This is a genomic window from Pseudomonas sp. C321, assembly GCF_055407105.1.
This window is the reverse complement of the sequence record NZ_JBUZRB010000004.1, coordinates 152,455-177,213: the sequence shown is the minus strand read 5'-3', so window position 1 is coordinate 177,213 and position 24,759 is coordinate 152,455. Positions and strand designations below refer to the sequence as shown.

Here is a 24,759-nt window from a genome sequence, read left to right as displayed (position 1 = left end):
CCCATTGAGGTAAATCCGACCGACATGACCAAGCAGTGCCAGCCGGTAATCGCAGACATAGAGGGGCACGCCATTCACCGCTCTCCCCTGGCGTCGCCAAAAGGGATATTCAGACGTGCAAGGCGGTACAGCAGAGTGCGACGGGCCAGGCCCAGCTCTCGGGCGGCGCGGGTTCGATTACCACGATTCTTGCGCAGACAATCGATCAGCAAACCTCGTTCGACGCGCTCCAACCGCTGACGCAATGTCGCATCAACATCCAGCGCAGCCGATGCCTGCGGCAAGGAAAGGTGTTGGGGCAGAATCACCCTGTCGTCGCACAGCAAAACTGCACGTTCGACCAGGCATTTGAGCTCCCGTACATTGCCGGGAAAGGCGTGACTGGACAGTTGATCAAGGGCTGTGTTCGACCAGAGCACCGGGGGGCGCCCCTGGGTTGCACACGCCTTCTCGGCGAAATGGCGAGCCAATGCCAGAATGTCACCGTCCCTTTCTCGCAGCGCCGGTAACTCGATCGGGAACTGGGCCAGTCGGTAATAAAGATCTTCACGGAACATGCCCTGCGACACCATTGCGGACAGGTCGCGGTGGGTTGCCGCGATAATCCGCACATCGACTTTATGGGCACTGTTGGCCCCCAGCGGGCGTATTTCACCCTCCTGTAATACCCGCAACAACTTGGCCTGCAGCGACAGGGGCATGTCACCGATTTCATCCAGCAGCAGCGTGCCACCGTGGGCTGCGTCGAACAGGCCGGGACGATCCCGGTTGGCGCCGGTAAACGCACCTTTGCGGTAGCCAAACAGCTCGCTCTCCAGCAACCCCTCAGGAAAAGCGGCGCAGTTTTGCACCACGAACGCCTTGGCGCGACGGGCGCCTGCCGTGTGAATGGCCCGCGCAACCACTTCCTTTCCGGTCCCGGTCTCGCCCCGTAAAAGCACGGTGCAGGTGCTGTCCAGCACCTTGCCGATCAACCGGCACGCCTCATCCATCGCAGCACTGTTACCGATCAAGCCAAAACCAGCGGGACCGGGTAAGTTTCCGGACGCCACCAGGGCGTCCGGTACCGCGTACACACGACGCAAAACCGTCAGCTGGCTCAGAGCGAAGGCCCCCAAACGCTCTAACGACGCGGCGTATCCCTGCAAATCCACAGGTCGCTCAGTGGCACACAGCAAAAGACCCGATACGTTGTGCTGTCGATTGATCAGGGGCACACACAGCAACGACTGCCAAGGCGCGGAACCTGCGGGTAAAAAGCCGGCGTCATACAGGCTGTCTTGCAGATCGCATATGCTCAGCGCGCGATTGTGGGCCAAGGTGAACTGCAGCAGTTGCTGGCCCTGGTAGTCCCTCTCTGCGCTCACGGCGTCAGTGAGCGAAAATCTCTCTTGCCAGTGCTGGGCAACCAGCACCAGGCGCTCATCAGCCTCACCTGTCAGGTACAGCTGACTGAGCTGGCACTGGCTCAATTGCGCCGCAGCGTCAACGAGATTGCCTGGCAAGGTTGACTCGTCGCTGTCAATACCCAGCCGCAAGAACCACTGCAGCAGAGCGTCGGCGTACTCCAGAGGATGTGGTAACCGGGTAAACAGGTTGTCGATCATCATGCGAACTCGCAGATCACGTGACCGCGACCATCCAATGTCCCGTGCGCCTGTTGCAGTTGCTCGCCGCAGGCCATTGCCTCAAGAAGACGGTCGACCACCAACGGCAGCAGGTTCACTTCGATCCATTGATCGATGAACCGCGCACCGCCGTCGGTATGAGTGCAACGCTCGGCCAGGTGATCCACCAGCTGCGGACAGTGGCTGAACACGAGGTTGCGTCGAAGCAAGCGTTGTCCCAGGCCCTGAAGCTTTTTTTCCACCAATTGGTGAAGCACGACACCGCTCACCGGGAAATACGGAACCACCCGCATTCTGGCCAGCAGTGCCGGCTTGAAGTGGGCCTTGAGGACGGGAGCAAGCACTTCTTGCAGCATTTGCGCACTGGGTTGCTGCACGGCCGCACAGAGGCTGACGATATGTTCACAACCCAGGTTGGAAGTCATCAGGATCAGGGTGTTGCGAAAATCGATTTCACGCCCCTCGCCATCATTCGCCAGCCCTTTGTCGAAGATCTGATAAAACAGGTTCATGACATCAGGGTCGGCTTTCTCGACTTCATCAAGCAGCACGACCGAATATGGCTTTTGCCGCACGGCTTCGGTAAGGACTCCTCCCTCTCCATAACCGATATAGCCTGGAGGCGCACCGATCAGCCGGGAAAGGGAGTGTTTCTCCTGGTATTCCGACATGTTGATCGTGGTAATAAATCGCTCGCCGCCATACAAAAGGTCTGCCAGCGCCAGCGCTGTTTCAGTCTTGCCCACACCACTGGGGCCTACCAGCAGAAACACACCCACCGGTGCATCGGCCCGGTTCAATCCAGCGGCAACCGCGCGCATGGATCGATCCAGAACCTGTACGGCGTGCTCCTGCCCCAGGATGCGGGCCCGTAGGTCTGTGGCGAAATCGAGCACTTTTGTGCTGTGCTCACTGGCCAGCTGCGTCACCGGGATACCTGTCCAGGCACTGATCACTTCAGCGACCAGTCGCGGGCAAACTTCGAAACTGACCAACCGGTGTTGGCGCTGGGCCGCCAGCAGGGAGGCGTGTGCCTGGCTCAGTTGATGCTCAAGCTCATCGGCCCCCTGCTCTCGGCAATCCAGGGTTTGCCGTGCCGTCGTCAGTTGCTGGCGCAGAGAAAGCACGCGTTCGGCCAATTCTCGCTGGAAGACCCAATGCTGTTGCAATTGCTCATGTTCGGCAGCGCTTTTTTCCAGCCGCTGCGCCAACCCCTGCAAGGCAGCCGGATCAATCGATAACCCCGCATCCCTGTCTCGATGCAGGGCCTGCTGCTGACGCGAACATTGCGCCAGCTCGGCAGCGAGGCGCTGCAACTCCTGGGGTTCGGTCACCAGGCTGATGCGCACACGGGCACAAGCGGTATCCAGGACGTCCACTGCCTTGTCGGGCAACTGCCGGCCGGTGAGGTAGCGGGCAGATAGTTGCGCAGCCGCCACGACGGCATCATCGCGCAAGTAGACGCCGTGACTGGCTTCATACACAGGGGCCAGGCCACGCAGGATTGTTACCGCATCGTTGATGCCGGGTTGGAGTACCTGCACCGGCTGAAAGCGTCGGGCCAGCGCCGGGTCCTTTTCGAAGTACTTCTTGTACTCCGTCCAGGTTGTGGCGGCGATAGTGCGCAGCTCGCCACGAGCCAGTGCCGGCTTGAGCAGATTCGCGGCGTCGGAACTACCGGGCTGACTACCGGCACCAATGAGGGTATGGGCCTCGTCAATAAACAGAATGATAGGTTGCGACGAAGCGTTTACCTCATCAATAACCCCCTTGAGGCGCCGCTCAAACTCGCCCTTGATACTGGCACCGGCTTGCAGCAGCCCCAAGTCCAGGGTCAATAGGCGGACGTCCTTGAGTACCGGTGGCACTTGCGCGTTAACTATTCGCCAGGCCAGGCCCTCGACGAGGGCGGTTTTTCCAACACCGGCCTCTCCCACTATGATCGGGTTGTTCTTGCGCCGACGAGCGAGGATATCGATCAGTTGCCGGATCTCTGCGTCCCTGCAGAGCACCGGGTCCACCCCGCCTTCGCGGGCCTGTCGGGTCAGGTCATGGGTAAAACGCTGCAGCATTGATTCATCGTGTGCAGGAGCTCCCGAGCGGGAAACCTCGTTTTTGTCACTCAAGGCAAAATCGCGCAGGCGCTCGGCATCGAGCTTGCTCAGCAGGGCCTGATAGCGGCTGCCTGCGTGCTGCAGGGGATTGCGCAGCAATGCAAGTATCAAGGCGGCCTGTCCGACTTGGCTTTGCCCCAACTCCAGATGGGCAAGCACAAGCGCTTGCTGCAGCCATTGCACCAACGGCGCTGCGAACACGGGATTGCGAGAAGCGTCCTGGCCCACTTTCGGTTGGAGTGCCGCTTCCAACTCACCCCTATCAACACCTGCATCCAGTAACCCTCGCACCAGCACACCTTCGGGATGCTCCAGCAACGCCAGCAGCAAATCCTCCACAAGGACCACACTGGCGCCGCGAGTCACACATCGTTCGGCCGCACGTTCAAGGTCGCGGCGGGTTTGCGCCGTCAATGCCCGGACAAGTTGTTGCAAATCCACATTCATCATAATCAATGGTCCCTAACGAATATTGCTGCCCAGAGTGACCATGCCATCTGCCCGCTCATGCCCTATCCAACTCGTCCACCCCAGCCGGCAGACATTGCGTTCACCAATGTGCAGTGGCCGCACCTGCCCCTCGCGCAAGACCAGCCGCAGGTCGTACTCCAGAGGATCGCGAGCCGCGAGCCGCACAAGCGAACACAAGGGCTGGTAGTCCTCGCCAGTGGGTAGAAATTGGTGAAATCGCTGCCAGTCCAGCCCCTGGAGATGCACCCTGAATTTGCCACTGCAATCAGCTATCCGGCGCCCCAGGACCGTGTCCTGTCCCAGCAGGCTATTGGCACGGCCTAATTGGTTGCGCTGCTGATGGGCAATCACCACCTTGCGTTCAACGCATTGCTCAATGAGCAAGCGGCTGTGTTTGAAGTAGTAACGCAACACCGTCTCGATCAGTGCGCCAGAGTGAGCACGCAAGCCCAGCAGCCCGAGATAGGGCAACAGGCGCTTGCAATCCAATTGAGCAGCGTCACGCATCGCGATCCCGCCCAACCCGATCAATGCGAACATCTGGCCGGAAAACGAATCGCTGGCGCCGGGACGAAAGCGTGCCCGATAGCGGTATTTGCGCCAGATCGGCAGCATCAGCCGATGCAGGCGATGGTGAAACACGTCGAGAAAGTCGCGGGTGGGATTGCCGCCAGCCTGCTCGCCCGATGCCTGCTCGCCATAGAACGCCGGCAAGGGTGAATTCGCGCCAAATAGCCCGAGGACATTGAGGCGTAAACGCGCCCGCAACTGGCCTCCCTCAAGGAAGAACTCCACACGATCAATATCGCTGCCAGGAAAACCCAGGCCTGGATTGGCCTGGAACTCCAGGAGGTCGTAAAGCGCCTCCTCGCTCAGCGATGGATGGGCATCACGCAAACGTTCGATTACCCGCAACACCGCCTGGAACAGCGAGTACTCACGGATAGTTCTGGACAGTTCAGTTAAAGCAGGACCATCTGGCCCATCCGGGGTGGCCATAGATACACGTCTCCTTGTGTGCTGAGGACTCGCAACTCGTGATACGAATTGAGGCTGGCATAGAGGGCGAAAAACTCGTTGAGCACCGAGGCGAAGACAAATACGTCGCCTTCCCCCAGGTAATTTTCAGGGGCAATGGTCAAGTCGATTCGCAATCCGCGAAATGGCAAGCCTCGGCGCAATCTGTCTACCGGTTGATGGCCTATTGCGCGCAGCCCGGTCAGTTTGCTTTTGCTGATTTTCTCGGCCTGACGATCGTGATAACGCGGTAAATCGTAGGTTTCCAGGATCACTTTCAACGCATTGATATCGGTCAGCGACAGGTAGTTGAGCGACATGTTGCTGATCAACTTCCAGAGAAATCCGCTGTCCAGGGGAGGCGCGAAACTGGGGGTTGCCTGGGTGATATTGCGAAAGGACAGAAATTCGGGCGTCCGCTCGCACGCCTGGTTGATATCCCCCACCTGTAATTGCCGTGGCAGGTTGTGGTTGGTGCAGGTCAGCTCGATAGACAGGGTTTCCTGGTCCTGGGGACGGTGAATACTGAAGCCAAGGTAGGTGTCGAGACCTGCATGCTGCAGTGACGGACGCTGGCGAATGCTGTAGCTCCCAAGGCCCGCCGAGGCCTGGGCGCCCAAGTCGTGATCGAAGGACTCGAACGGTACATATTCATGGTATCCCAGGCCTCCAGGACGCCACCCTGTCACCTTGTCTACAGAGAAAACCCCACAGTTGCCTGGTTCGTACTCTGCTCCCAGCAGCAAGTACTCGTCCTGCTTGCCGTCCAGTCGAATCGGTACCCCATCGTGTTTGAACAGGTTGACTATGGGTGTGCAGTACAACTTCACGTTGTCCAGGGTGGGCCGCAATTGCTCGGCGCGACCTTGGCGAATGTTGAAGCGCAACTCCAGGCCACGTACCTGCTTGAGCACTTCCTCTGGCAACGTGCCCAGGACGTCTAGCCCACCGACATCGACAAACAGATACTTGTCGGGAAAAGCGAAATACTCCTGCAAGTGGCGATAACCAGAAAAGGCATTCAGCGGATAAGGGATCAGCGCCTCCTCTTCTGAAAAGCCCACAGGCCTGACCTGAGTACCAGGCAGGTGCAATGACAGCGCCTGCCCACCGCTACCGATCAGCGGCTGGCGATCACCATCAAGAAGCAGCAACTCGATGCCCTCCAGATGGCGCAACATATTCAGGTACAACATCTGGCTGAGGTACCGTTCCCCCGCGAAGTGCAGCCGCAACTGATCAACGTCCAGTTCACTGAAATTACCCTCTGCACTCATCTCCAGATGCAGGCTCAGCAATGCCCCCTCACCCTGGACCGAATACTCCAGCGCGTACAATTGCAGCGGGAGGACATCGGTCGCATAACACGTGCGAAAACGGCAACGCTCGCCGTTGACCACAACACTTTCTACAGGCGTGTCTCGCGCAACCCTGATAGCCGGACCAGTACGTTTGAGCGGTTCAAATTGCAGCATGCTGAAGGCAGGTAATGGCCGCATGTAGTTGGGCCAGAGCAAGTGCATCAGCGAGTGACTCACCTCAGGCAACTCGTCGTCGAGCCTCTGGCGTAAGCGTCCGGTCAGAAACGCAAAACCTTCAAGCAGTCGCTCCACATCCGGATCCTGGCCAGCATCCCCAAGAAACGGTGCGAGTGCCGGGTTGCGCTCGGAGAAACGCAGCCCTAACTGCCGCAAGGCACTGAGCTCGCTCTGGTAGTAATGGTTAAAGGACACCAGGCATGACCTCGACCCGTCCGCTACCGTTCAGGCTTGCGCAAAAGACCACCGCCTGCGCGACACCGTCGATATTCAGCGCACCTTCGATATCAAAAGCCAGGGCAAGGGGGTCCCGGTCACGGGGCAATGCCGTGACACGCACATTGCTCAGACGCGGTTCATAGGCCTCGATGAAGCGTTCGATGAGAAAACGTGCCTGGCTCAATGATTCGTGAAGGCTCAGGCGCATGTCATTGAGATCCGGCAGGCCATAATCGGGCAGCGTCTGGACACTGCCCGCACGGATGCTGAGCATTTTTCCCAAGTGGGCCGATACGGACGCCACGATACAGGCCTGGCGATTGTGGCCATCCAATGGAAGCGCATCACCTTCCAGGCGCTCGAAAAGGCTGTAGCCGTGGCTCATCTGCTGGCTCCGGCTCATTCTTTATCGAGCTTGCCAACCAGGGACAGGGTGAAGTCCGCCCCCATGTACTTGAAATGAGGACGCACACTCAGATTGACGCGATACCAGCCAGGCTCACCCTCGACATCACTGACGACAATGCGCGCCGCACGCAGCGGGCGTCGTCCACGAACTTCGGCATTGGGGTTTTCCTGATCGGCAACGTACTGGCGAATCCACTTGTTGAGCTCCAGTTCCAGGTCGGTGCGCTCCTTCCAGGAGCCAAGCTGCTCGCGCTGCAGGACCTTCAGGTAATGAGCCAGGCGGTTGACAATCATCATGTACGGCAGTTGGGTGCCAAGCCTGTAGTTCAACTCGGCGACCTTGCCCTCGGCACTGATCCCGAAGGACTTGGGTTTCTGCACCGAACTGGCAGAAAAGAAAGCGGCATTGTCGCTGCCCTTGCGCATGGTCAGGGCAATGAACCCCTCCTCTGCCAGCTCGTATTCACGACGATCGCAAATCAGCACCTCTGTGGGAATCTTGGTTTCGATTTCTCCCATGCTGTGAAAATGATGCAACGGCAAGTCCTCCACTGCACCGCCACTTTGCGGGCCGATAATGTTCGGGCACCAGCGGAACCGGGCGAAGCTGTCGGTCAAGCGAGTCGCAAAGGCATAGGCCGTATTGCCCCACAGATAGTGCTCGTGGCTGTTGACCACGTTCTCCGTGTAAGCAAAGGTTTTGACCGGACAATCCGTAGGGTCGTAAGGCGTGCGCAACAGGAAACGCGGTACGGTCAAGCCGATATAACGGGCATCTTCGCTCTGTCGTAAACTTTGCCATTTGGAAAACTGTGGGCCCTCGAAATGATCTTTCAGGTCCTTCAGGTCAGGCAGGCCGGCAAAGCTCTCAAGGCCGAAAAAACCAGGCCCCGCCGCAGCAATGAACGGCGCATGGGCCATGCAGGCGACACTGGAAACGTACTGCATCAGCTTGACGTCGGGAGCACTGGGGGACAGGAAGTAGTTGGCGATGATCGCGCCCACCGGCTGGCCGCCAAACTGACCGTATTCGGCACTGTAGGTATGTTTATAGAGTCCGGATTGGGTGACCTCCGGCGAGTCCTCGAAATCGTCCAGCAGGTCCTGGCTGGAGACGTTCAGCAGTTCAATCTTGATGTTTTCACGGAAATTGGTGCGGTCAACCAACAGCTTCAAGCCACGCCAGGCAGCCTCCATGGCCTGAAACGCGGGATGATGGAGGATTTCATCCATTTGCCGGCTGAGCTTTGCGTCAATCTCGGCAATCATCTGGTCGACCATCTGTTTTTTGACCGGCTCGCCGCTGTTCTGCGGCTTGATCAGTTCCTCGATAAATGCCGAGACGCCACGCCTGGCAATACCGTAGGCCTCATCGTCGGTGCTCAGACGGGTCTGGGCAATGATGCCGTCGAGAATGCTGTATTCGTCGCTTGGGGGCGTGTGTTGCGGGATATGGCGGGTGGTCATGGTATCAGTGTCCTTTTACTGAGGAGGTCATATGGCAGGGCTTGTCAGCCCTAATTCAGCCAGCACTCGGGCGCGGGACTGGTCATCGGCCAAGGCGTTTTCAATCGCCTTTCGAAAGCTCGGCGTGTTGCCCAGAGGCCCCTTGAGCGCCACCAATGCATCACGCAACTCCATCAGTTTTTTCAGTTCGGGAATCTGCTCAACCAGGTTGGCCGGATTGAAGTCCTTCATCGAGTTGATCCTGACCTGGATCGCCAGCTCTTCGATTTCTCCAGACTCCTGGAGTCGATTGGGGACACTCATGAGCAGGCTCAGGGCTTGCTTGGCCAACACCTCATCCAGCGTGTTCTTGTCGATACCGATAGGCTTGCGGTCTTCCACCTTGCGCAGGTCCTCTCGCTGGGTGAAATCGCCCAGTACCAGCAGCTTCAACGGCAGCTCGATCTCCTCCTGGGCGCCACCCACGGCGGGTTTGAAGGTGATATTGATTCGTTCCTTGGGGGCTACCGAACCTTCTTTGGCCATGATGCTTCTCCGTTTCTGGTGGCTCGAAAGCCTATTGAAGTACCGCTTCAAGATCGAAGTGGCACAGCTTGCGATGGATGTCTTCCTTGCGCTCTCGCAGGGCATGGCCTTGTGGCAACAGGTCGCAACAGGCGTACAGCAGTTGCAGTACCTCAAGGGTCAGGTCGGGTTCCCAGTGCTGCAAGCCTGAGTGCTGCAACTCCTGCTCAAGGTGTTCGAGCTGGATTTTTGCCAGGTCATGCTTGCCCGCCTGGACACACAACCTGGCCAGGCCCAGTCGCCAATAAAACCTGGCACGCTCGCCCTGCGCAGCCTGTATGCCTTGCTTGAATACCTGGACCGCCGCTTTGAGCCCGTCCTTGCGCAGAATGGGCATGACGTCCTGTAATGCTTCATCCCAAGGCGCAGGGTGGGCACCGACTACAGCCTTGGGTGGCATCAGTGCTTGCAGGTGGCGGACGACCTGAGTGTTGATCCAGCTGCGTGTGGCAGCATCGGCGAACGGAGCTCCATCGTAAAAACGCAGCTGTATGAGCCCTGGCAGACGTTGTAACAGCAGGGCGAAGTGCATTTCCGTCTCGATCATGGCCATGTCGGCCTGCAATGCCTGGAGGCACTCCCAGGCCATGCGCAACCCGTCAAACCAGAAAGGTGCGCAGGCCAGGCTGGCCTCAAGTTCCAGCAGCAGGTCAGCATAATGGCCTTGGGCAAGACGCTCCTGGTAACGCTTGAGCTTGTCCGCCGCCGGCCCTCGCAAGGGGGTTTTCTGCTCGTTGTCGCAGCCCGGGAGGCTGTTGACCGTCAGCCAGGCCAATGTTCGGTTCAGGCGCAAGGCGCGCAGGTCAGTGGCGCTCTGCCGCAGCCACCAGGCGCACAAGGGGCGCGCCTCTTCCTGCACCGTGCGCAGGAGTTTGTGGGCGTCTTTTTCATTGTCCACAACTGAGTCGGGCACCAGCAGTTGAGTTGCCGCCTGTTTGACCTGGGCGATCACACCACTCACGCCACTCGGCAGGGGATTGCTCTCGGTGGCCTGTTGCAGCATGTCTGACAGTTGCCTGCAGATTGGCAGTAACAGGGGAGCATCATCTCCAAGGTGCTCGGCCCATAGCTCATCAAGGCGCGCCAGATGTTCGACCATGCACAGGAACAATGGCCGCTGATCCTTGAGCGACAGGGTTTGTACAAACACCTGTTCAAGACGCGAAACCAGCCAGGCAAACGCGGCACTGCGGGTACGCGCCTTGCGTGGATACACATCGGCCCAATGATATTCACAGAGGTAGCGCAACACCCCGAGTCCGGCGAGCAGGCCGGGAAAGGATTCGCGCTGATGCAATGCCCAGGTCAGCCAGACAGCGACCCGCAAATCCTTGGACTCATGACGCAACAAGTCTTCGCTTTTTTCCATGACCTGCTGCCAGTCAGGCTGGCTGTTGCCGTGGATCGAGTGTGCCTTGCCCACCTCGCTCTCCAGCGCCTCGTACGCGCTCGAAAAACGCACATCTTCGCCTGCGAAACTCGCTTTCGAGTTTGGCGACTGAGCAAGTTCCAGATAACAAGCGGACAGTTTGTTTGAATAAACCATTATGGACTGTACTTTGCTGATCAATGCACAATAAAGCGTTAGTGGCATTTTAACTGCCGACTTGAACACCCTTTAAATTGCGCTTTCACGCAACGAAGAGTGCGCACCTTATCCAGAGCAAAAACATTGAGCAAGCAGCAGAAGTACAGTTAAGGAGATTCCTACAAAACTAAAGAAAACCCTCCATAAAAGTAAAACAACCGAATAGGTGATCGCTTTTGATTACTTAATCATCACATTTGTCTCGCCATGAAGGCCTATTGATATTGGCCCACCGACCCATCCACCAACCCGACTGGAAATATATGCGCAAATATTTGCGCAGATAAATTCAAGCAAACACTCCACCCACCCCCTGCCACGCCGACATATAAGCCCATACAAGCTGAGCAACTAACTGCGCACTACTGCGCAACCAAATCCAACTTAAAACAAAAAAACACTCTAACGAAAACCCTCTCACCCGAACAAAGCACCGCGCGCGCCTTATTCTATTGGCTCCAGAACTTTCCGGCACGATCCTTGTTATTGAACACTGCCCAACCGGCAAAGTCGCTATTTGGCGCGACCTCTCTATCAGGCAAGGAAACCAATCATGCCAACACCCGCATATCTGTCCATTACCGGCACCAAGCAAGGTTTGATTACGGCAGGCACTTTCACCCAGGACTCAGTAGGCAACATCTACCAGGAAGGCCATGAAGACCAAATCCTGGTCGAAGCCTTCCAGCATCAAGTGATCATTCCCCGTGATCCGCAGTCCGGCCAGCCTACAGGGCAGCGGGTGCACAAGCCGCTGATGATCAGCAAGGTGTTCGATAAATCCTCCCCCCTGCTGTTCAGCGCACTGACCTCGGGGGAGATGGTCAAATGCCGCCTTGAGTGGTACCGCACCTCTGCCGCGGGTACCCAGGAACACTACTTCACCATTGAGTTGGAAGACGCGATTATCGTCGACATCCAGTCGCGGATGCCGAACTGCCAGGACCCGAACAATGCCCACTTCACTCACTTGGAAGATGTGCACTTCACCTACCGTAAAATCGTCTGGACCCACGAAGTCTCCGGAACTTCAGGTTCAGATGACTGGCGCAGCCCGGCAGCAGGCTAAGCCCTGGTAAAGATGAGACGGCATCGCCACGCGCGATGCCATTTCATACCCCAGTTTCACACCATCGCCAGCGGATGCTTGCGCTTTGGTGCACCGAACACACGGTCAATAGCCTCCAGGTCATGCTCGTCGAGAATCAGTTTCGCCGCAGCGGCATTGAGCCGCACGTGCTCAGGCTGCACGGCCTTGGGGATGGCGATTACGCCTTGCTGGCGCAACACCCACGCCAGGGAAACCTGGGCAGGCGTTGCCTCGTGACGATGGGCGATCTGCTTGAGGGTCGGGCTGGACAGCAACTCGCCTCCCTGGGCGATGGGGCAGTACGCCATCAACGGCAGGTTGTGTTGCTGCCACCAAGGCAACAGGTCGAACTCAATGCCACGTTCTTCGATGTTGTACAGCACCTGATTGGCGGCGCAGGCCGGGGATGCCAGTTCCTGAAGATCAGCCAAGTCGAAATTGGACACGCCCCAACGGCCAATCTTGCCGGTTTCACGCAGGCGCTCGAATGCGTCTACCGTTTCTTCAAGGGGGTATTGCCCACGCCAATGCAGCAGATATAGATCGATATGGTCGGTGCCCAGGCGCTGAAGGCTGGCATCGCAGGCACGAGGAATGCCTTTGCGGCTGGCATTGTGGGGGTAGACCTTGCTGACCAGGAACACCTGGTCTCGCCGCCCGCGAATCGCCTCACCGACCACTTCTTCAGCGCCGCCCTCGCCGTACATCTCGGCGGTATCGATCAGGGTCATGCCCTCGTCAATACCCAACTGCAGCGCAGCCACTTCTGCGCCCCGCTGTGCGGGATCTTCACCCATACGCCACGTCCCTTGGCCGATAACAGGGACAGGAGTGCCAGCCAGATCAATGGTGCGCATGAAAACCTCCAAATGAGTTCGCGATGTAACAGTGTGGCACTGCATCGGCAAAAGGGTTCAAAGGAGTTCCCGGGGCAAGCCCCGTATGAGAACGACTACATCGTCCTGCCTTGCCCCCCTACACTGCGGGAGCGCGCAAGCCTGCCCGCCTTAATCGCTGTCATAGCGGATAAAGTGCTTCGTCAAACTGCGCCAATCTCGCAAACACCAACGGCTGGTCATTTGCCAACCCTTCAAGCCGCTGCTGATAAGCGCTCAAAAACTCCCCTCGCGCCTCAGCACTGATATACGGCACATGCCAGGCCACAAATGGCTCCAACACCTCAAACCCGACATACGCCAGCGTGCCGCGCAAAATCGGCCGCAGCATATCCTCCAGCGGCCCATGAATCGCCCCCTCGCCAAACATGTGTTCGCGCCCGCCCAGGGTCACGGTCACCAGGGCTTTCTTGCCGCTGAGCCCGCCCTGATCATAGAAACGCTTGCCGCCGTAACACACGCCCGACACCAGCACCCGGTCGATCCAGCCCTTGAGCATCGCCGGTGCGGAAAACCAGAAGATTGGGAAGTTAAGTATCAGCAGATCCGCCCACAACAATTTGTCCAGTTCCTGGCGGATATCCGCCGCAATGGACTGGTTCTTGACCCCCTGCCGTTGCTCCAGGGCATACACCAGGTAATCGGGATTTTCCCGGAAAGTGAAGTCCTCGGCACTGGCTACCGGGTTCCAGTTCATGGCGTACAAATCGCTGACCTTTACCTCATGCCCCTGGGCTTGCAGCGTATTTATAGCCTGGTCGCGCAAGGCGGCGGTAAAGGATTGCGGCTCGGGATGGGCGTGAACAATCAACACATTCATACAAGCTCCTCAAGAAGTAATCGCGGCTCGTTTGGCCAGCAAGTGATCAAGCCAGTCAGGGTCCATTTCCGGTTCCGATGAAAACAACAGGCCGGTGTAGTCCTGATACGGCGCAGTGAAAATCGCGCTGCGACTGCCCTGGTCCACCACTCGCCCGCGCTGCATCACCACCACTTCATCGGCAATGGCCCGCACGGTGGCCACATCGTGGGTGATAAACAGGTAGGCCACGCCCAACTGCTGCTGGATGCGGTTGAGCAGTTTCAGCACACCTTCAGCCACCAGTTGGTCCAGGGCCGAGGTCACCTCGTCGCAGATGATCAGTTGCGGGTCGGCCGCCAAGGCGCGGGCGATGCAGACTCGCTGCTTCTGGCCGCCAGACAGTTCACGGGGCTGGCGCTCCATGAAAATCGCAGGGTCCAACTCGATCATCTCCAGCAACTCGGCCACACGGGCCCGCATGGCGCGGCCCTTGAGGCCGAGGTAGAAGGTCAGCGGCCGACCGATAATGTCGACGATGCGTTGGCGCGGATTCAGTGCAGTGTCGGGAATCTGGTAGATCATCTGAATCCGTCGCAACTGCTCCTTGCTGCGCCGACGCAAGTCCGCCGGCAGCGCTTGGCCGTCATACAGCACGTGCCCGGACGTGGGCGGCAACAGGCCAGTAATCAGCCGCGCCGTAGAGCTTTTGCCGCTGCCGGACTCACCGATTACCGCCAGGGTCTGGCCGCGATACAGGCGCATCGACACATCGTGCAACACCGGTTGATGGCCGTAGCTGGCACAGGCCTGGCGCACTTCCAGCAGCGGCGTCTGCTGCACCGGGCACGGCTTGGGTTCGGTGCGAAAACTGCGCACCGCCCACAGGGATTTGGTGTAGTCCTGCTGGGGATCACTGAGCATGGTGCGGGTCGTCGCCTCCTCCACCAGCTTGCCATGGCGCAGCACCATGATGCGGTCGGCCATCTGCGCGACTACCGCCAGGTCGTGGCTGATATAAATGGCAGCGCTGCCAAAGGTTTTCACCGCGTCACGAATGGCCGACAGCACTTCGATCTGGGTGGTGACATCAAGCGCAGTGGTGGGTTCGTCGAAGATTATCAGGTCCGGGTGGCAGGCCATGGCCATCGCTGTCATCACCCGTTGCAGTTGCCCGCCGGAGACCTGGTGCGGGTAGCGTTGGCCGATCTGTTCCGGGTTAGGCAGGCGCAGCACGCGATACAACTCCACCGCCTCGCGCTCGGCCTGGGCGCAGCTTATGCCGCCATTGATCACAGCAGTTTCCACATGCTGGTCAATCAAGCGATGCGCAGGATTGAACGAGGCTGCAGCGCTTTGCGCGACATAGGCGATGCGCAACCCTCGCAGCTTGCGCAGGGCTTCGGGCTTGGCCTGCAACAACGCAATGCCATCGAAACACACTGAGCCGCCAGTGATGCGGCAGCCATCGCGGGCATAACCCATGGCGGCCAGGCCGAGGGTGGACTTGCCGGCACCGGACTCGCCGATCAGCCCCAGTACCTCACCGCGCTGCAAGGTCAGGTCGATACCCTTGATCAGCGGGTGCCAGGCATCTTCGTAGTGGCCTTCGATGTGCAGGTCGCGGATTTCCAGCAGTGGCTTTTCGTTGACGCTCATGCTCAACACTCCTTGAGGCCGCTGGATTTATGCAGCATCCAGTCAACGACGAAGTTCACGCTGACGGTGATCAACGCTACCGCCAGGGCCGGCAGCAACGGGCTGATATCGCCGAAGGTGATCAGCACAGCGTTGTCACGGACCATGCTGCCCCAATCGGCGGTGGGCGGTTGAATGCCCAGGCCGAGGAAGGACAGCGCGCTGATAAACAAAAACACGAAGCAGAAACGCAGGCCAAACTCGGCAATCAAAGGCGCGGCAGCGTTGGGCAGCACCTCGCGAGTCACCAGCCACCACAGCCCTTCCCCGCGCAGCCGGGCAGCTTCGACGAAATCCTGGACCACTACGGTCATCGCCACGGCGCGAGAAAGACGAAACACCCGCGTCGAATCCAGCAGCGCGATCACCAGCACCAGCGAAGTGGCATTGGTGCCAACCACGCTAAGGATCAGCAAGGCAAAAATCAGTTGCGGGATTGCCATCAGGATATCCACCACCCGCGATAAACCCTGGTCGATCCAACCGCCCCTGATCGCCGCGATCAAGCCGCTCAGGCCGCCCAGCAGAAACGCCAGAACGGTGGTCAGAAAGGCGATCCCCAAGGTGTTGCGCGCGCCGTACACCAGGCGACTGAACATGTCGCGACCCAGGTTATCGGTGCCCAGCCAGAACTGACCGCTCCAGGGCGCAAAACCCTCGCCCACCACCTGGGTTTCGCCATAGGGCGCAAGCATCGGCGCAAACAGCGCCACCAGCACGTAGAGCAGGATGACCAGCAGGCCGAACTTCGCGCTCAACGGTGCCTTGGCCAGTTGTTTGATCAGGCTCATGGTCTACCCCTTCGGATGCATCAGGCGTGGGTTACTGGCGATGGACAGCACGTCGGCGCTGGTGTTGAGCAAGATGTAGGTGGCGGCAAAAATCAGGCTGCAGGCCTGCACCACCGGGATGTCGCGCTTGGCCACCGAGTCCACCAACAACTGGCCCAGGCCCGGATAGACGAACACCACTTCGACCACCACCACGCCTACCACCAGGTAAGCGAGGTTCAGCGCCACCACGTTGACGATAGGCGCCAGGGCATTGGGCAAGGCGTGGCGCCAGATAATCCGCGACCGACTGATGCCCTTGAGCCGGGCCATTTCGATGTAGGGGCTGGCCAGCAGGTTGATCAAGGAGGCGCGGGTCATGCGCATCATCTGCGCGATCACCACCAGGCTCAGGGTTGCGACCGGCAGCACTGAGCGTTCGAGGATGGTGCCGAAGGACGCATCCGGCGCCAGGTTGGACAGGCTGGGGAACCAGCCGAGTTTGACCGAGAACACCAGGATCAGCAGGTAGGCGACGAAGAACTCCGGAAACGACACGGCACTCAGGGCCGAAGTGTTGAGCAAACGGTCGAACCAGCTGTTGCGGTACAACGCGGCAAGCATGCCCAGCACCAGCGCCAAGGGCACCGACACCAGCGCGGCCAGTACCGCCAGGCGCAAGGTGTTGCCCAAGCGGGCGCCGATCAGTTCGGCGATGGGCCTTTGGTTGGCCAGGGACGCGCCGAGATCTCCTTGCAGCAGGCGCAGCAGCCATTGCACGAAGCGGCTCAGCGGCGGCAAGTCCAGGCCCAATTGCGTACGGAACGCAGCGACGGTTTCCGGGGTGGCGGACTGGCCGAGCATGGCCTGGGCGATGTCGCCGGGGAGCAGGCCGACGGCGAGGAAGATGATCACCGACACGGCGAACAGCGACAGCAGGCCGAGGGCCAGGCGTTGGAACACAAGTTTTAGCAGACTATTCATCGCAGGGTGCCTTGAAAGGGATAGAGCTTCTGTGGCGAGAGGGCTTGCCCCCTACAAAAAATCAGGCTTGCCACCACCGCTCAATCACCCGCAAGCCATCCAACTCCCCATAAGGCGCGGTCAACGGGCCATGGCTGACCCGGTTCGAACGGGCCGCCACGGAGCTGGCAAACAGCGGCACAATCGCCCCGCCGTCGTCCCGGCACAGGGCCTGCATTTCGTTGTACATCTCCTGGCGTAGCGGCGCGTTCATCTCACCGCGCGCAGCGTTGAGCAACTGGTTGAAACGGGCGTTATCCCAATGGGTTTCGTTCCACGCCGCGCCCTTGGCGTAGCCGATGCTGAACATGCGGTCGGCGGTCAGGCTGCTGTACCAGAACGAGGTGGTGAACGGCTGCTTCATCCAGACGTTGGAGAAAAAACCGTCCGTGGGTTCGCGTACCACGTCGATATCAATGCCGGCCTGGCGCGCCTGCTCCTTGAACAGCACCGAGGCGTCCACCGCACCGGTGTAGGCGGCGTCGGACGCTTGCAGGCGTACCTTGAGGGTCTCGACGCCGGCCTTGCGCAGGTAGAAGCGAGATTTGTCCGGATCGTAGCTGCGCTGCTCCAAAGCACTGTTGATAAAGCGGCTGCCGGGCTGGATCGGATGGTCGTTGCCCACCAGGCCATAGCCGTGCAACACCGAGGCCAGCAGGGTTTCGCGGTTGATCGCATACTTCATGGCCATGCGAATGTCGTTGTTCTTGAACTCATTGCTGTCGCACAGCATCGGGAAGGTGTAGTGCTGGGCGCCCTTGGTTTCTTCGATGATCAGCTTGGGATTGCGCTTGAGCAGGGCCACGGTTTTCAGGTCGACCTTGTTGATCACATCCACTTGCCCGGTGACCAACGCGTTGACCCGAGCCGCACCGTCGGCAATGGCGATCAGCTCGGCACTGGCGAAGTGCGCCCTGCCCGGTTTCCAATAGTCGGGGCTGCGTTCCAGGTCCATGCGCACGCCGGGGTCGAAGGTCTTCAGGCGATAGCCGCCGGTGCCAATCCCGGCCTGCCAGTCGGCGGTACCCTCCTTGGCGGGCATGATCACCAAGTGGTAATCGGCGACCACATAGGCGAAGTCGGCATTGCCCGAATGCAACTCGAACACCACGGCGTCCAGGCCCTTGGCGCTAACACTGGCGACATCGCCCAGCACGGTCTTGGCCGCCGATGTGGACTTGTCCCCCAGGTGATGGTTGATCGAGGCCACCACGTCCTCGGCAGTCAGGGGCTTGCCGTCGTGGAAGGTCACGCCCTGGCGCAGCTTGAAGGTCCAGATACGCGCATCGGGCGTGGACTCAAACTGCTCCGCCAGTTCGGGAATGGCGGTGCCGTCGACGGCAATTTCAGTGAGGGTGTTGTACACCGCCGAGAAGCCGACGAAGGTGAAGGTATCGCTCCAGGAACCAGGGTCACGCGAATCGGTGGTGCTGCCGCCGGCCAGCCCCAGGCGCAGCACGCCACCGGGCTTGGGAGTGGATTCCTCGGCGAAAGCGTGCAGCGGCAAGCCCATGGAAAACGCTGCCGCCACGGCACCGGCTACGGCGCTGTGTTTGAGGAAGTCGCGTCGATGCATCGCTTGAGTCATTTTGTTGTTGTTATCGCTCATGGTCTTGCTCCTCTAATAGAGTTCAACAGGCGCAGGCATGCTTTAACTCGATCAATGTCACGCCGTTACGCTTGAAGCCGTTACGCAAATCCGTCTGCAGCTCATCCAGGTTCTGGGGTTGATTCACCGTGCAGCCAAACGCTCGCGCCAGGGCGGAAAAATCCGGGTTGCGCGGCAGGACGCCAATGGGTTCGATATCCAGGCCCAGCATGTCGTCGCGAATCTGCCCCAGGGCGTCGTTGTTCCACAGCAACACCACCAGCGGGCTGTCCAATTCCTCCACCGCCGTCGCCAGTTCCTGAGCGGTATAGAGGAAGCCGCCGTCGCCCACCAGTACCAGCCCGGGCCTTTGCGGCGCGCCAAACTTGGCGCCGATTCCCGCCGGCAAGCCGTAGCCCAGGGTGCCGTAGCCGGTGGGATGCAGCCAACTGCGCGGCGCGTTGCTGGGAAAGGTGTAATTGCCGGTGTAGGCCAGTTGGGTCATGTCGCTGCTGATAAAAGCATTGGTCGGCAGCTCGGCTGCAACACGGTCGAGAATGGCCTGGTGGATCGACTGCAAGGGGCCATGCCCGGATATAACCGCCAGGCGTAGCGCCACGACAGCCTTGATCGCTGTATCGGCGTTGCGCGGTGCGCACGGCAAGCGCTCCAGCAGCGCCAATGCCGTGTGCCGAGCATCGCCGTGCAGGGCCACGGCGCAGGGATAAAAGTCGTTGAATTTGCGCGAATCGATGTCCACCCGCAGCAGCTCGGCGTTGAGCGGCAAACGCTCGCGCCAGTAGTCGGTGTCAGCCATTTCGGTGCCGATGGCGAGCACCACATCAGCCTCGCTGATCAGTTGCCAACCGGGTTCGACACACAGGGTCGAACCGGCGTTCAACGGATCGCCCACAGGCAACAATCCCTTGCCGGCGACGCTCGTGAAAAACGGCGCCGCCAGTTGTGTGCTCAAGCGTTGCAAGGCGTCGCCAGCCAACAATGCACCGCCACCGGCGATGATAATCGGCCGCTTGGCCGCCGACAGCTTCGCTGCGGCTTGATCAAGGATTTCAGCCGACGGCACACAACGTCCCGGACGGCGTACCACCTCATTGCTCCAATCACGCTTGATGGGCGCCGACAACACATCCAGCGGCACCGAAATATGCACCGGACGTGGCCGTTCACTGTCGAACACCGCGTAGGCACGGGCGATCAGTTCAGGCAGGTCCTCGGTGTTCAAGGCCACCGCCGAGAACGCGGTGATAGGCGCGGTCATGGCGCGCTGGTCCTGGGTTTCATGCAGGCAGCCCCAGCCCTTGCCCAGGCTGGCGGTGTGGTTGACGCTGGAAATCACCAGCATCGGGATCGAGTCGGCATAGGCCTGGCCGATGGCGGTGGCGGCGTTGGTTACGCCGGGCCCGGTGATGATGAAGCACACCCCCGGCTTGCCGCTGACCCGCGCATAACCGTCCGCCATAAAACCCGCGCCCTGTTCGTGGCGGGTCAGGACATGGCGAATGCCGCTGCCAGGTAAGCCGCGATACAGCTCCAGGGTGTGCACGCCGGGAATGCCGAACACGGTGTCGACGCCGTAGTTGGCCAACAATCGCACCAGGGCCTGGCCGCCCGTCAAGGTTGTGCCTTGCATCATTATCTCCTTCAAGCCTGGCCGAGGCGGATCAGTGCGTCGACCGCCGTGGCGCCCTGGGCATTGACCAGCAATGGGTTCACATCCAGCTCCAGCAACTGCCCGGCGTTGGCGCAGGCGTAATCGGCGACGGCGCGGATCGCTGCCACCAGGGCGTCCATGTCCGCCACCTCACGACCGCGAAAACCTTGCAGCAACGTAGCGCTGCGCAGGCTCAACAGCGCGTTGCGGATCGCATCGTCAGTGGTCGGCAACAACAGGCTGCGGCTGTCCTTGAGCAATTCCACCAGAATCCCACCGGCACCGATCACCAGCGCCAGGCCGAAGTCGTTTTCGCGCTTGATGCCGACAATCAGCTCGGCCAACGGTGGTAGGACCATGGTTTCCAGCAGCAGTTGATCGAACGCCACATGCGGCGCGTAGGCGCCGATTTGCACACGCATATGCGCCAGGGCAGCAGTCAAGGCCAGGCCATCCTGCAGGTTCAACACCACGGCGCCGGCCTCGGTTTTATGGGGCAACTGCGCACTGACCGCCTTGAGTACCAGCGGGTAGCCGAGCACCTTGGCGTCGGCGATGGCGCGTTCGGGAGTGCTCAAGACACTGGCCGGCGTGGGTAGCCCAAAAGCCCGCAAGGCTTGCTTGGAATCCCATTCATTCAGCACTTGCCCCTGATGGTTCAAGGCTTGGGGGCACAACAGCTCCAGGGTCGATTCGCCCCGCGCCAGCAGGACTTGGCGATTGCTCTGGTAATGGGCGATCCGGCCCCAGGCGGCGAGCGCGTCCTCCACGCCTTGCAGCGCGGCAACACCTTGAGCATGCAAGCGCTCACGGGCATGGGCGGGCAATAACTCGGGGAAGGCCGAAGTGACAAAACCGGTCTTGCCATGGCGAACCAGGGCCGCACAAAACAACTCCAGCAGCAGGTCGCATTCCTTGCGCTCGCCGGTAAATGGCGCCGGGTAATCGAGCACCAGCATCGCTGCATCGGCCTCGGTGCGCAGCGCGGTGTCGAGCATCGCGTTGAGCGCGTCGCTGTTGCCCCAGATCGCCGTGGTGAAATCCAGCGGATTGACCAGGTTGGCATAGCTGGGCAGCACCTGCGCCAAATCGACACGCTGGCCCTCATCGAGCTTGGGCAGTGCGAGGTGATTGCGTTCGGCGTAGTCGGCAATCAACCCCGCGTCACCACCGGAACAGGCCAGCGCGATCAGGCTATTGCCCGCCGGCAGGTTGCCACAGGCCGCCGCTTTCAGGGTCTCGACAAAACTCACCGGCCCGCTGACCCGAATCACCCCAAGACGGGCAAACAGGCTGTCGTACAGCACATCGGAGCCAGACAACGAGCTGGTGTGACTCAAGGCCAGTTCGGCACCGATCTGCGACACGCCGGTTTTCAGGGCGATGATCGGGATGCCTTTTTCCAAGGCCTTATGAGCGGCACGGGCGAATCCCGGCACATTTTTCAAGCCTTCCAAATGCAAGCCGATGGCAGTGACGCGCGGCTCATCCAGCAGCACGTCCATCAGTTCGGCAACGCCCAATTGCGCCTGATTACCCACCGAGGCCATATAGGCCACTGGCAGCGAGCGGTCGCTCATGGACAGGTTGTAGGCGAAGTTGCCGCTCTGGGTCAGCACCGCCACGCCACGCTCTACCGGCTTGCCGCCATGGGCCACCGGCCACAGCGCCGAGCTGTGCAGGTAATCGAGCAATCCGTAGCAGTTGGGGCCGAGCAGAGCCATGTCGCCGGCCGCCTTGAGCAGTTGTTGCTGCAAGGCCTGGCCATCGGCGCCAGCTTCGGCAAAGCCTGAGGCGTAGCAGATGGCGCCGCCGGTGCCCATGGCGGCCAACTCGCCGACGCAGGTCAGGGTGAGTTCGCGGTTGGTGGCGATAAACACCGCGTCCGGGCCGCACGGCAAGTCGGCGACGCGGCGCACACAGGGAATACCGTCGAGGCTGTCATGCTGGGGATTGACCAGCCACATCTGCCCTGCAAAGCCGCCTTCAGCGCAGCGCTTGAGGGCTCGGGCCATGCTGCGCCCGCCGACGAAGGCCAGGTGACGAGGCGCCAGCAGACGCTTGAGGTTGTCGCGAATTGTCTGGGACATGAGCGTTCTCCGACCCGATCAGCGCAACAGGGGCCGCAACAGTTCGCGGGCGATGATATGACGCTGGATTTCCGAGGTACCTTCCCAGATCCGTTCAATCCGTGCGTTGCGCCAGATGCGCTCCACCGGGCCTTCATCCATCAGGCCCATGCCACCAAAAATCTGCACGGCTTCGTCGGCAACCTTGCCCAGCGTTTCGCTGGCAAACAGCTTGGCCATGCCGGCTTCGCCGTCGGTCATACTGCCCTGGTCCATTTTCCAGGCGGTATGCAGGGTCAACAGTTCAGCTGCGCGGATCTGCGTGGCCATGTCGGCAAGCTTGAACGACACGCCCTGATAAGTCCCGATGGGCTGGCCGAACTGCTTGCGGTCCGCCGCCCACTGCAGCGAGAGGTCCAGCGCGCGCTGGGCCTGGCCGACGCAGTTGGCGGCCACCATCACTCTGCCTGCGGTCAGCCAGGCATTGGCCACGTCCCAGCCCTTGCCCACCTCGCCCAGCACTTTGGAGGCCGGCACGCGGCAGTCATCGAAGAACATTTCGTAGGTGTGATAGCCACGGTTGCTCACACACTTGGGGCCTCGGCGGATGGTCATGCCGGGGGTGTCGCGGTCCACCAAAAATGAAGTGACTGCGTTGCGCTGTCGGCCGTTGTGTTCGTAGGTGTCGGTGACGGCAAAGACAATGGCGAAATCGGCGTGCCCGGCGTGGCTGATGAAATGCTTGCTGCCGTTGATCACAAAGTCATCGCCCCTTTGCACGGCGCGGGTCTTGATCGCATTGGCGTCGGACCCGGCGCCCGGCTCGGTGAGGGCGAAACAGTCGATCTTCTTGCCTTGAATACAGGGCAGCAAATAGTCGTCAATTTGCTTGCCAGTACAAGCCATAAGGATCTTCGACGGCCGGGCGACAAACACATGCAGTGCCCAGGAGACCTTGGACAATTCCCGTTCGATCAGCGCCTGGGACAGGTAATCCAGGCCGCCGCCACCCACTTCTTCGGGCATGTTGAAGGCGTAGAAGCCCGCCGCGATGGCCTTGTCGCGGATCTGCGCGGCCAACTGCGGCGAGACCTCGTCGGCGCGGTCCACCGCTTCCTCAAAGGGCAACAACTCCTTGGCAACAAAACTGCGTACCGCGTCCACCAACATGTCTTGTTCTTGGCTTAGTTGGAAATTCATGGCGCTACCTGTCGATAGAGAGAGGACAGCTACAAGCCCCAAGCTTGAAGCTTGAAGCGTTGAAACTCAGTTACCGTTGAATCGCGGCGGGCGCTTTTGCGTCGCCGCGCGCAAGGCTTCGGCGCCGTCCGCGCTGCGTCCACACAACAATCCGGCGGCCAGTTCAGCCTCCAGTTGCTCGGGCAGGTTGCGTGCGGCACCTTCGCGGATCAGGGTCTTGGTCTGGGCAAATGCGAAGGTCGGGCCGTTGGCCAGGCATGCAGCCAGCTCAGTGACGTGAGTGTGCAATTGCTCATCGGCGCAGACTTCCCCCACCAATCCGGCAGCCAGCGCACGATCGGCACTCCACAGCTCGTCGAGGAACAACAGGCGCTTGGCCTGTTCGCTGCCGATCAGTCGTGGCAAGTGCCAGCTGGCGCCGGCGTCGGGGGAGTAAGCCATGCTGGTATAGCCGGCCTTGAACCGTGCCGACTGCGCGGCAACCCGCAGGTCGCAACACAGGGTCAGGTCCATGCCGGCGCCGACGGCGGTGCCGTTGATGGCTGCGATGGTGGGTTTGTCGAGGGTGTGCAGACGGGTCATCAGGGCGTGGGCGGTTTCGGTCCAGCCGTAGCTTTCGAGGGCACCACGAGCTTGGGCTTCGGCCCACTCAGCGAGGTCGGCACCGGCGCAGAAGCTGCGACCGCTGCCGGTCAGTACCACCACGCGCACGGTAGGGTCGCTGTTGAAACCATCGAGCAAAACATGCAGGTGCTTGAGGGTCGGGATATCCAGGGCATTGCGCTGGGCGCCGCGATTGAGGGTAAGCCAGGCGACGCCTGCTTCGACCTGGATGAGCACTGACGAGTCGATAGTCATGGGTTCCTCGAATTATTTTAATTGGCTTGAGGGGTGCGACATGGGGCGATACTAAACGAGTGTTCAGCAAGGAGGCAATCGG

The 24,759-nt window shown here is 60.1% G+C and carries 19 protein-coding genes; 1 reads left to right on the top strand and 18 read right to left on the bottom strand.

Annotation, left to right across the window (positions count from 1 at the left end; translation table 11 throughout):
- Positions 1 to 74 precede the first annotated feature (74 nt).
- Genes ACZRJ6_RS13585 through tssA form a run of 8 tightly spaced genes read right to left on the bottom strand, consistent with a single transcriptional unit; the run spans position 75 to position 10,972 of the window.
- Positions 75 to 1,607, bottom strand: a complete 1,533-nt coding sequence (locus ACZRJ6_RS13585) for a sigma 54-interacting transcriptional regulator (protein ID WP_463968885.1) — start codon at positions 1,605 to 1,607, stop codon at positions 75 to 77.
- Positions 1,607 to 4,192, bottom strand: coding sequence for a type VI secretion system ATPase TssH (tssH, locus tag ACZRJ6_RS13580; protein WP_463968760.1), 2,586 nt, complete (start codon positions 4,190 to 4,192; stop codon positions 1,607 to 1,609). The genes ACZRJ6_RS13585 and tssH overlap by 1 nt, the downstream gene beginning before the upstream one ends.
- Before the next feature lie 12 nt (positions 4,193 to 4,204).
- The gene (gene tssG / locus ACZRJ6_RS13575; RefSeq protein ID WP_463968761.1) at positions 4,205 to 5,212 is read right to left on the bottom strand and encodes a type VI secretion system baseplate subunit TssG; all 1,008 of its coding nucleotides are present in this window, start codon (positions 5,210 to 5,212) and stop codon (positions 4,205 to 4,207) included.
- Positions 5,176 to 6,963, bottom strand: a complete 1,788-nt coding sequence (tssF, locus tag ACZRJ6_RS13570; RefSeq protein WP_463968762.1) for a type VI secretion system baseplate subunit TssF — start codon at positions 6,961 to 6,963, stop codon at positions 5,176 to 5,178. The genes tssG and tssF overlap by 37 nt, the downstream gene beginning before the upstream one ends.
- Entirely contained in the window at positions 6,953 to 7,372 is a 420-nt protein-coding gene (tssE, locus tag ACZRJ6_RS13565; RefSeq protein ID WP_463968763.1) for a type VI secretion system baseplate subunit TssE, read from the bottom strand. The genes tssF and tssE overlap by 11 nt, the downstream gene beginning before the upstream one ends.
- 14 nt (positions 7,373 to 7,386) lie before the next feature.
- Positions 7,387 to 8,862, bottom strand: a complete 1,476-nt coding sequence (gene tssC / locus ACZRJ6_RS13560) for a type VI secretion system contractile sheath large subunit (RefSeq protein WP_463968764.1) — start codon at positions 8,860 to 8,862, stop codon at positions 7,387 to 7,389.
- A 27-nt stretch (positions 8,863 to 8,889) separates the two neighbouring features.
- Complete coding sequence (gene tssB / locus ACZRJ6_RS13555) at positions 8,890 to 9,387, bottom strand: type VI secretion system contractile sheath small subunit (protein ID WP_463968765.1); 498 nt, start codon at positions 9,385 to 9,387, stop codon at positions 8,890 to 8,892.
- A 31-nt stretch (positions 9,388 to 9,418) separates the two neighbouring features.
- Positions 9,419 to 10,972, bottom strand: coding sequence for a type VI secretion system protein TssA (gene tssA, locus ACZRJ6_RS13550; protein WP_463968766.1), 1,554 nt, complete (start codon positions 10,970 to 10,972; stop codon positions 9,419 to 9,421).
- A 595-nt stretch (positions 10,973 to 11,567) separates the two neighbouring features.
- Here tssA and ACZRJ6_RS13545 point away from each other — a divergent pair.
- On the top strand, positions 11,568 to 12,083 hold the full coding sequence (locus ACZRJ6_RS13545) for an Hcp family type VI secretion system effector (RefSeq protein WP_463968767.1): 516 nt from the start codon (positions 11,568 to 11,570) through the stop codon (positions 12,081 to 12,083).
- Between the two features lie 56 nt (positions 12,084 to 12,139).
- Here the strand turns inward: ACZRJ6_RS13545 and ACZRJ6_RS13540 are convergent, their stop codons facing one another.
- The 10 genes from ACZRJ6_RS13540 to ACZRJ6_RS13495 all read right to left on the bottom strand — a co-directional run bounded on the left by ACZRJ6_RS13540 (position 12,140) and on the right by ACZRJ6_RS13495 (position 24,677).
- A complete protein-coding gene (locus ACZRJ6_RS13540; protein WP_463968768.1) occupies positions 12,140 to 12,961 on the bottom strand; it encodes an aldo/keto reductase in 822 nt (273 codons plus the stop codon).
- Between the two features lie 160 nt (positions 12,962 to 13,121).
- Positions 13,122 to 13,820, bottom strand: a complete 699-nt coding sequence (locus tag ACZRJ6_RS13535) for an NAD(P)H-dependent oxidoreductase (RefSeq protein WP_463968769.1) — start codon at positions 13,818 to 13,820, stop codon at positions 13,122 to 13,124.
- Positions 13,821 to 13,829: 9 nt separating this feature from the next.
- Positions 13,830 to 15,458, bottom strand: a complete 1,629-nt coding sequence (locus ACZRJ6_RS13530; protein WP_463968770.1) for an ABC transporter ATP-binding protein — start codon at positions 15,456 to 15,458, stop codon at positions 13,830 to 13,832.
- 2 nt (positions 15,459 to 15,460) lie between these two features.
- Positions 15,461 to 16,288 (bottom strand): ABC transporter permease, encoded by an 828-nt coding sequence (locus tag ACZRJ6_RS13525; RefSeq protein WP_463968771.1) that lies wholly within the window; start codon positions 16,286 to 16,288, stop codon positions 15,461 to 15,463.
- 3 nt (positions 16,289 to 16,291) lie between these two features.
- Positions 16,292 to 17,251, bottom strand: a complete 960-nt coding sequence (locus ACZRJ6_RS13520; RefSeq protein WP_463968772.1) for an ABC transporter permease — start codon at positions 17,249 to 17,251, stop codon at positions 16,292 to 16,294.
- Positions 17,252 to 17,312: 61 nt separating this feature from the next.
- Positions 17,313 to 18,899, bottom strand: a complete 1,587-nt coding sequence (locus ACZRJ6_RS13515) for an ABC transporter substrate-binding protein (protein WP_463968773.1) — start codon at positions 18,897 to 18,899, stop codon at positions 17,313 to 17,315.
- Positions 18,900 to 18,921: 22 nt separating this feature from the next.
- Positions 18,922 to 20,532, bottom strand: a complete 1,611-nt coding sequence (locus ACZRJ6_RS13510; RefSeq protein WP_463968774.1) for a 5-guanidino-2-oxopentanoate decarboxylase — start codon at positions 20,530 to 20,532, stop codon at positions 18,922 to 18,924.
- Positions 20,533 to 20,540: 8 nt separating this feature from the next.
- Positions 20,541 to 22,640, bottom strand: a complete 2,100-nt coding sequence (locus ACZRJ6_RS13505) for an acetate--CoA ligase family protein (protein ID WP_463968775.1) — start codon at positions 22,638 to 22,640, stop codon at positions 20,541 to 20,543.
- Between the two features lie 18 nt (positions 22,641 to 22,658).
- The gene (locus ACZRJ6_RS13500; RefSeq protein ID WP_463968776.1) at positions 22,659 to 23,819 is read right to left on the bottom strand and encodes an acyl-CoA dehydrogenase family protein; all 1,161 of its coding nucleotides are present in this window, start codon (positions 23,817 to 23,819) and stop codon (positions 22,659 to 22,661) included.
- A gap of 66 nt (positions 23,820 to 23,885) precedes the next feature.
- Positions 23,886 to 24,677 (bottom strand): enoyl-CoA hydratase/isomerase family protein, encoded by a 792-nt coding sequence (locus tag ACZRJ6_RS13495; RefSeq protein ID WP_463968777.1) that lies wholly within the window; start codon positions 24,675 to 24,677, stop codon positions 23,886 to 23,888.
- Positions 24,678 to 24,759 lie beyond the last annotated feature (82 nt).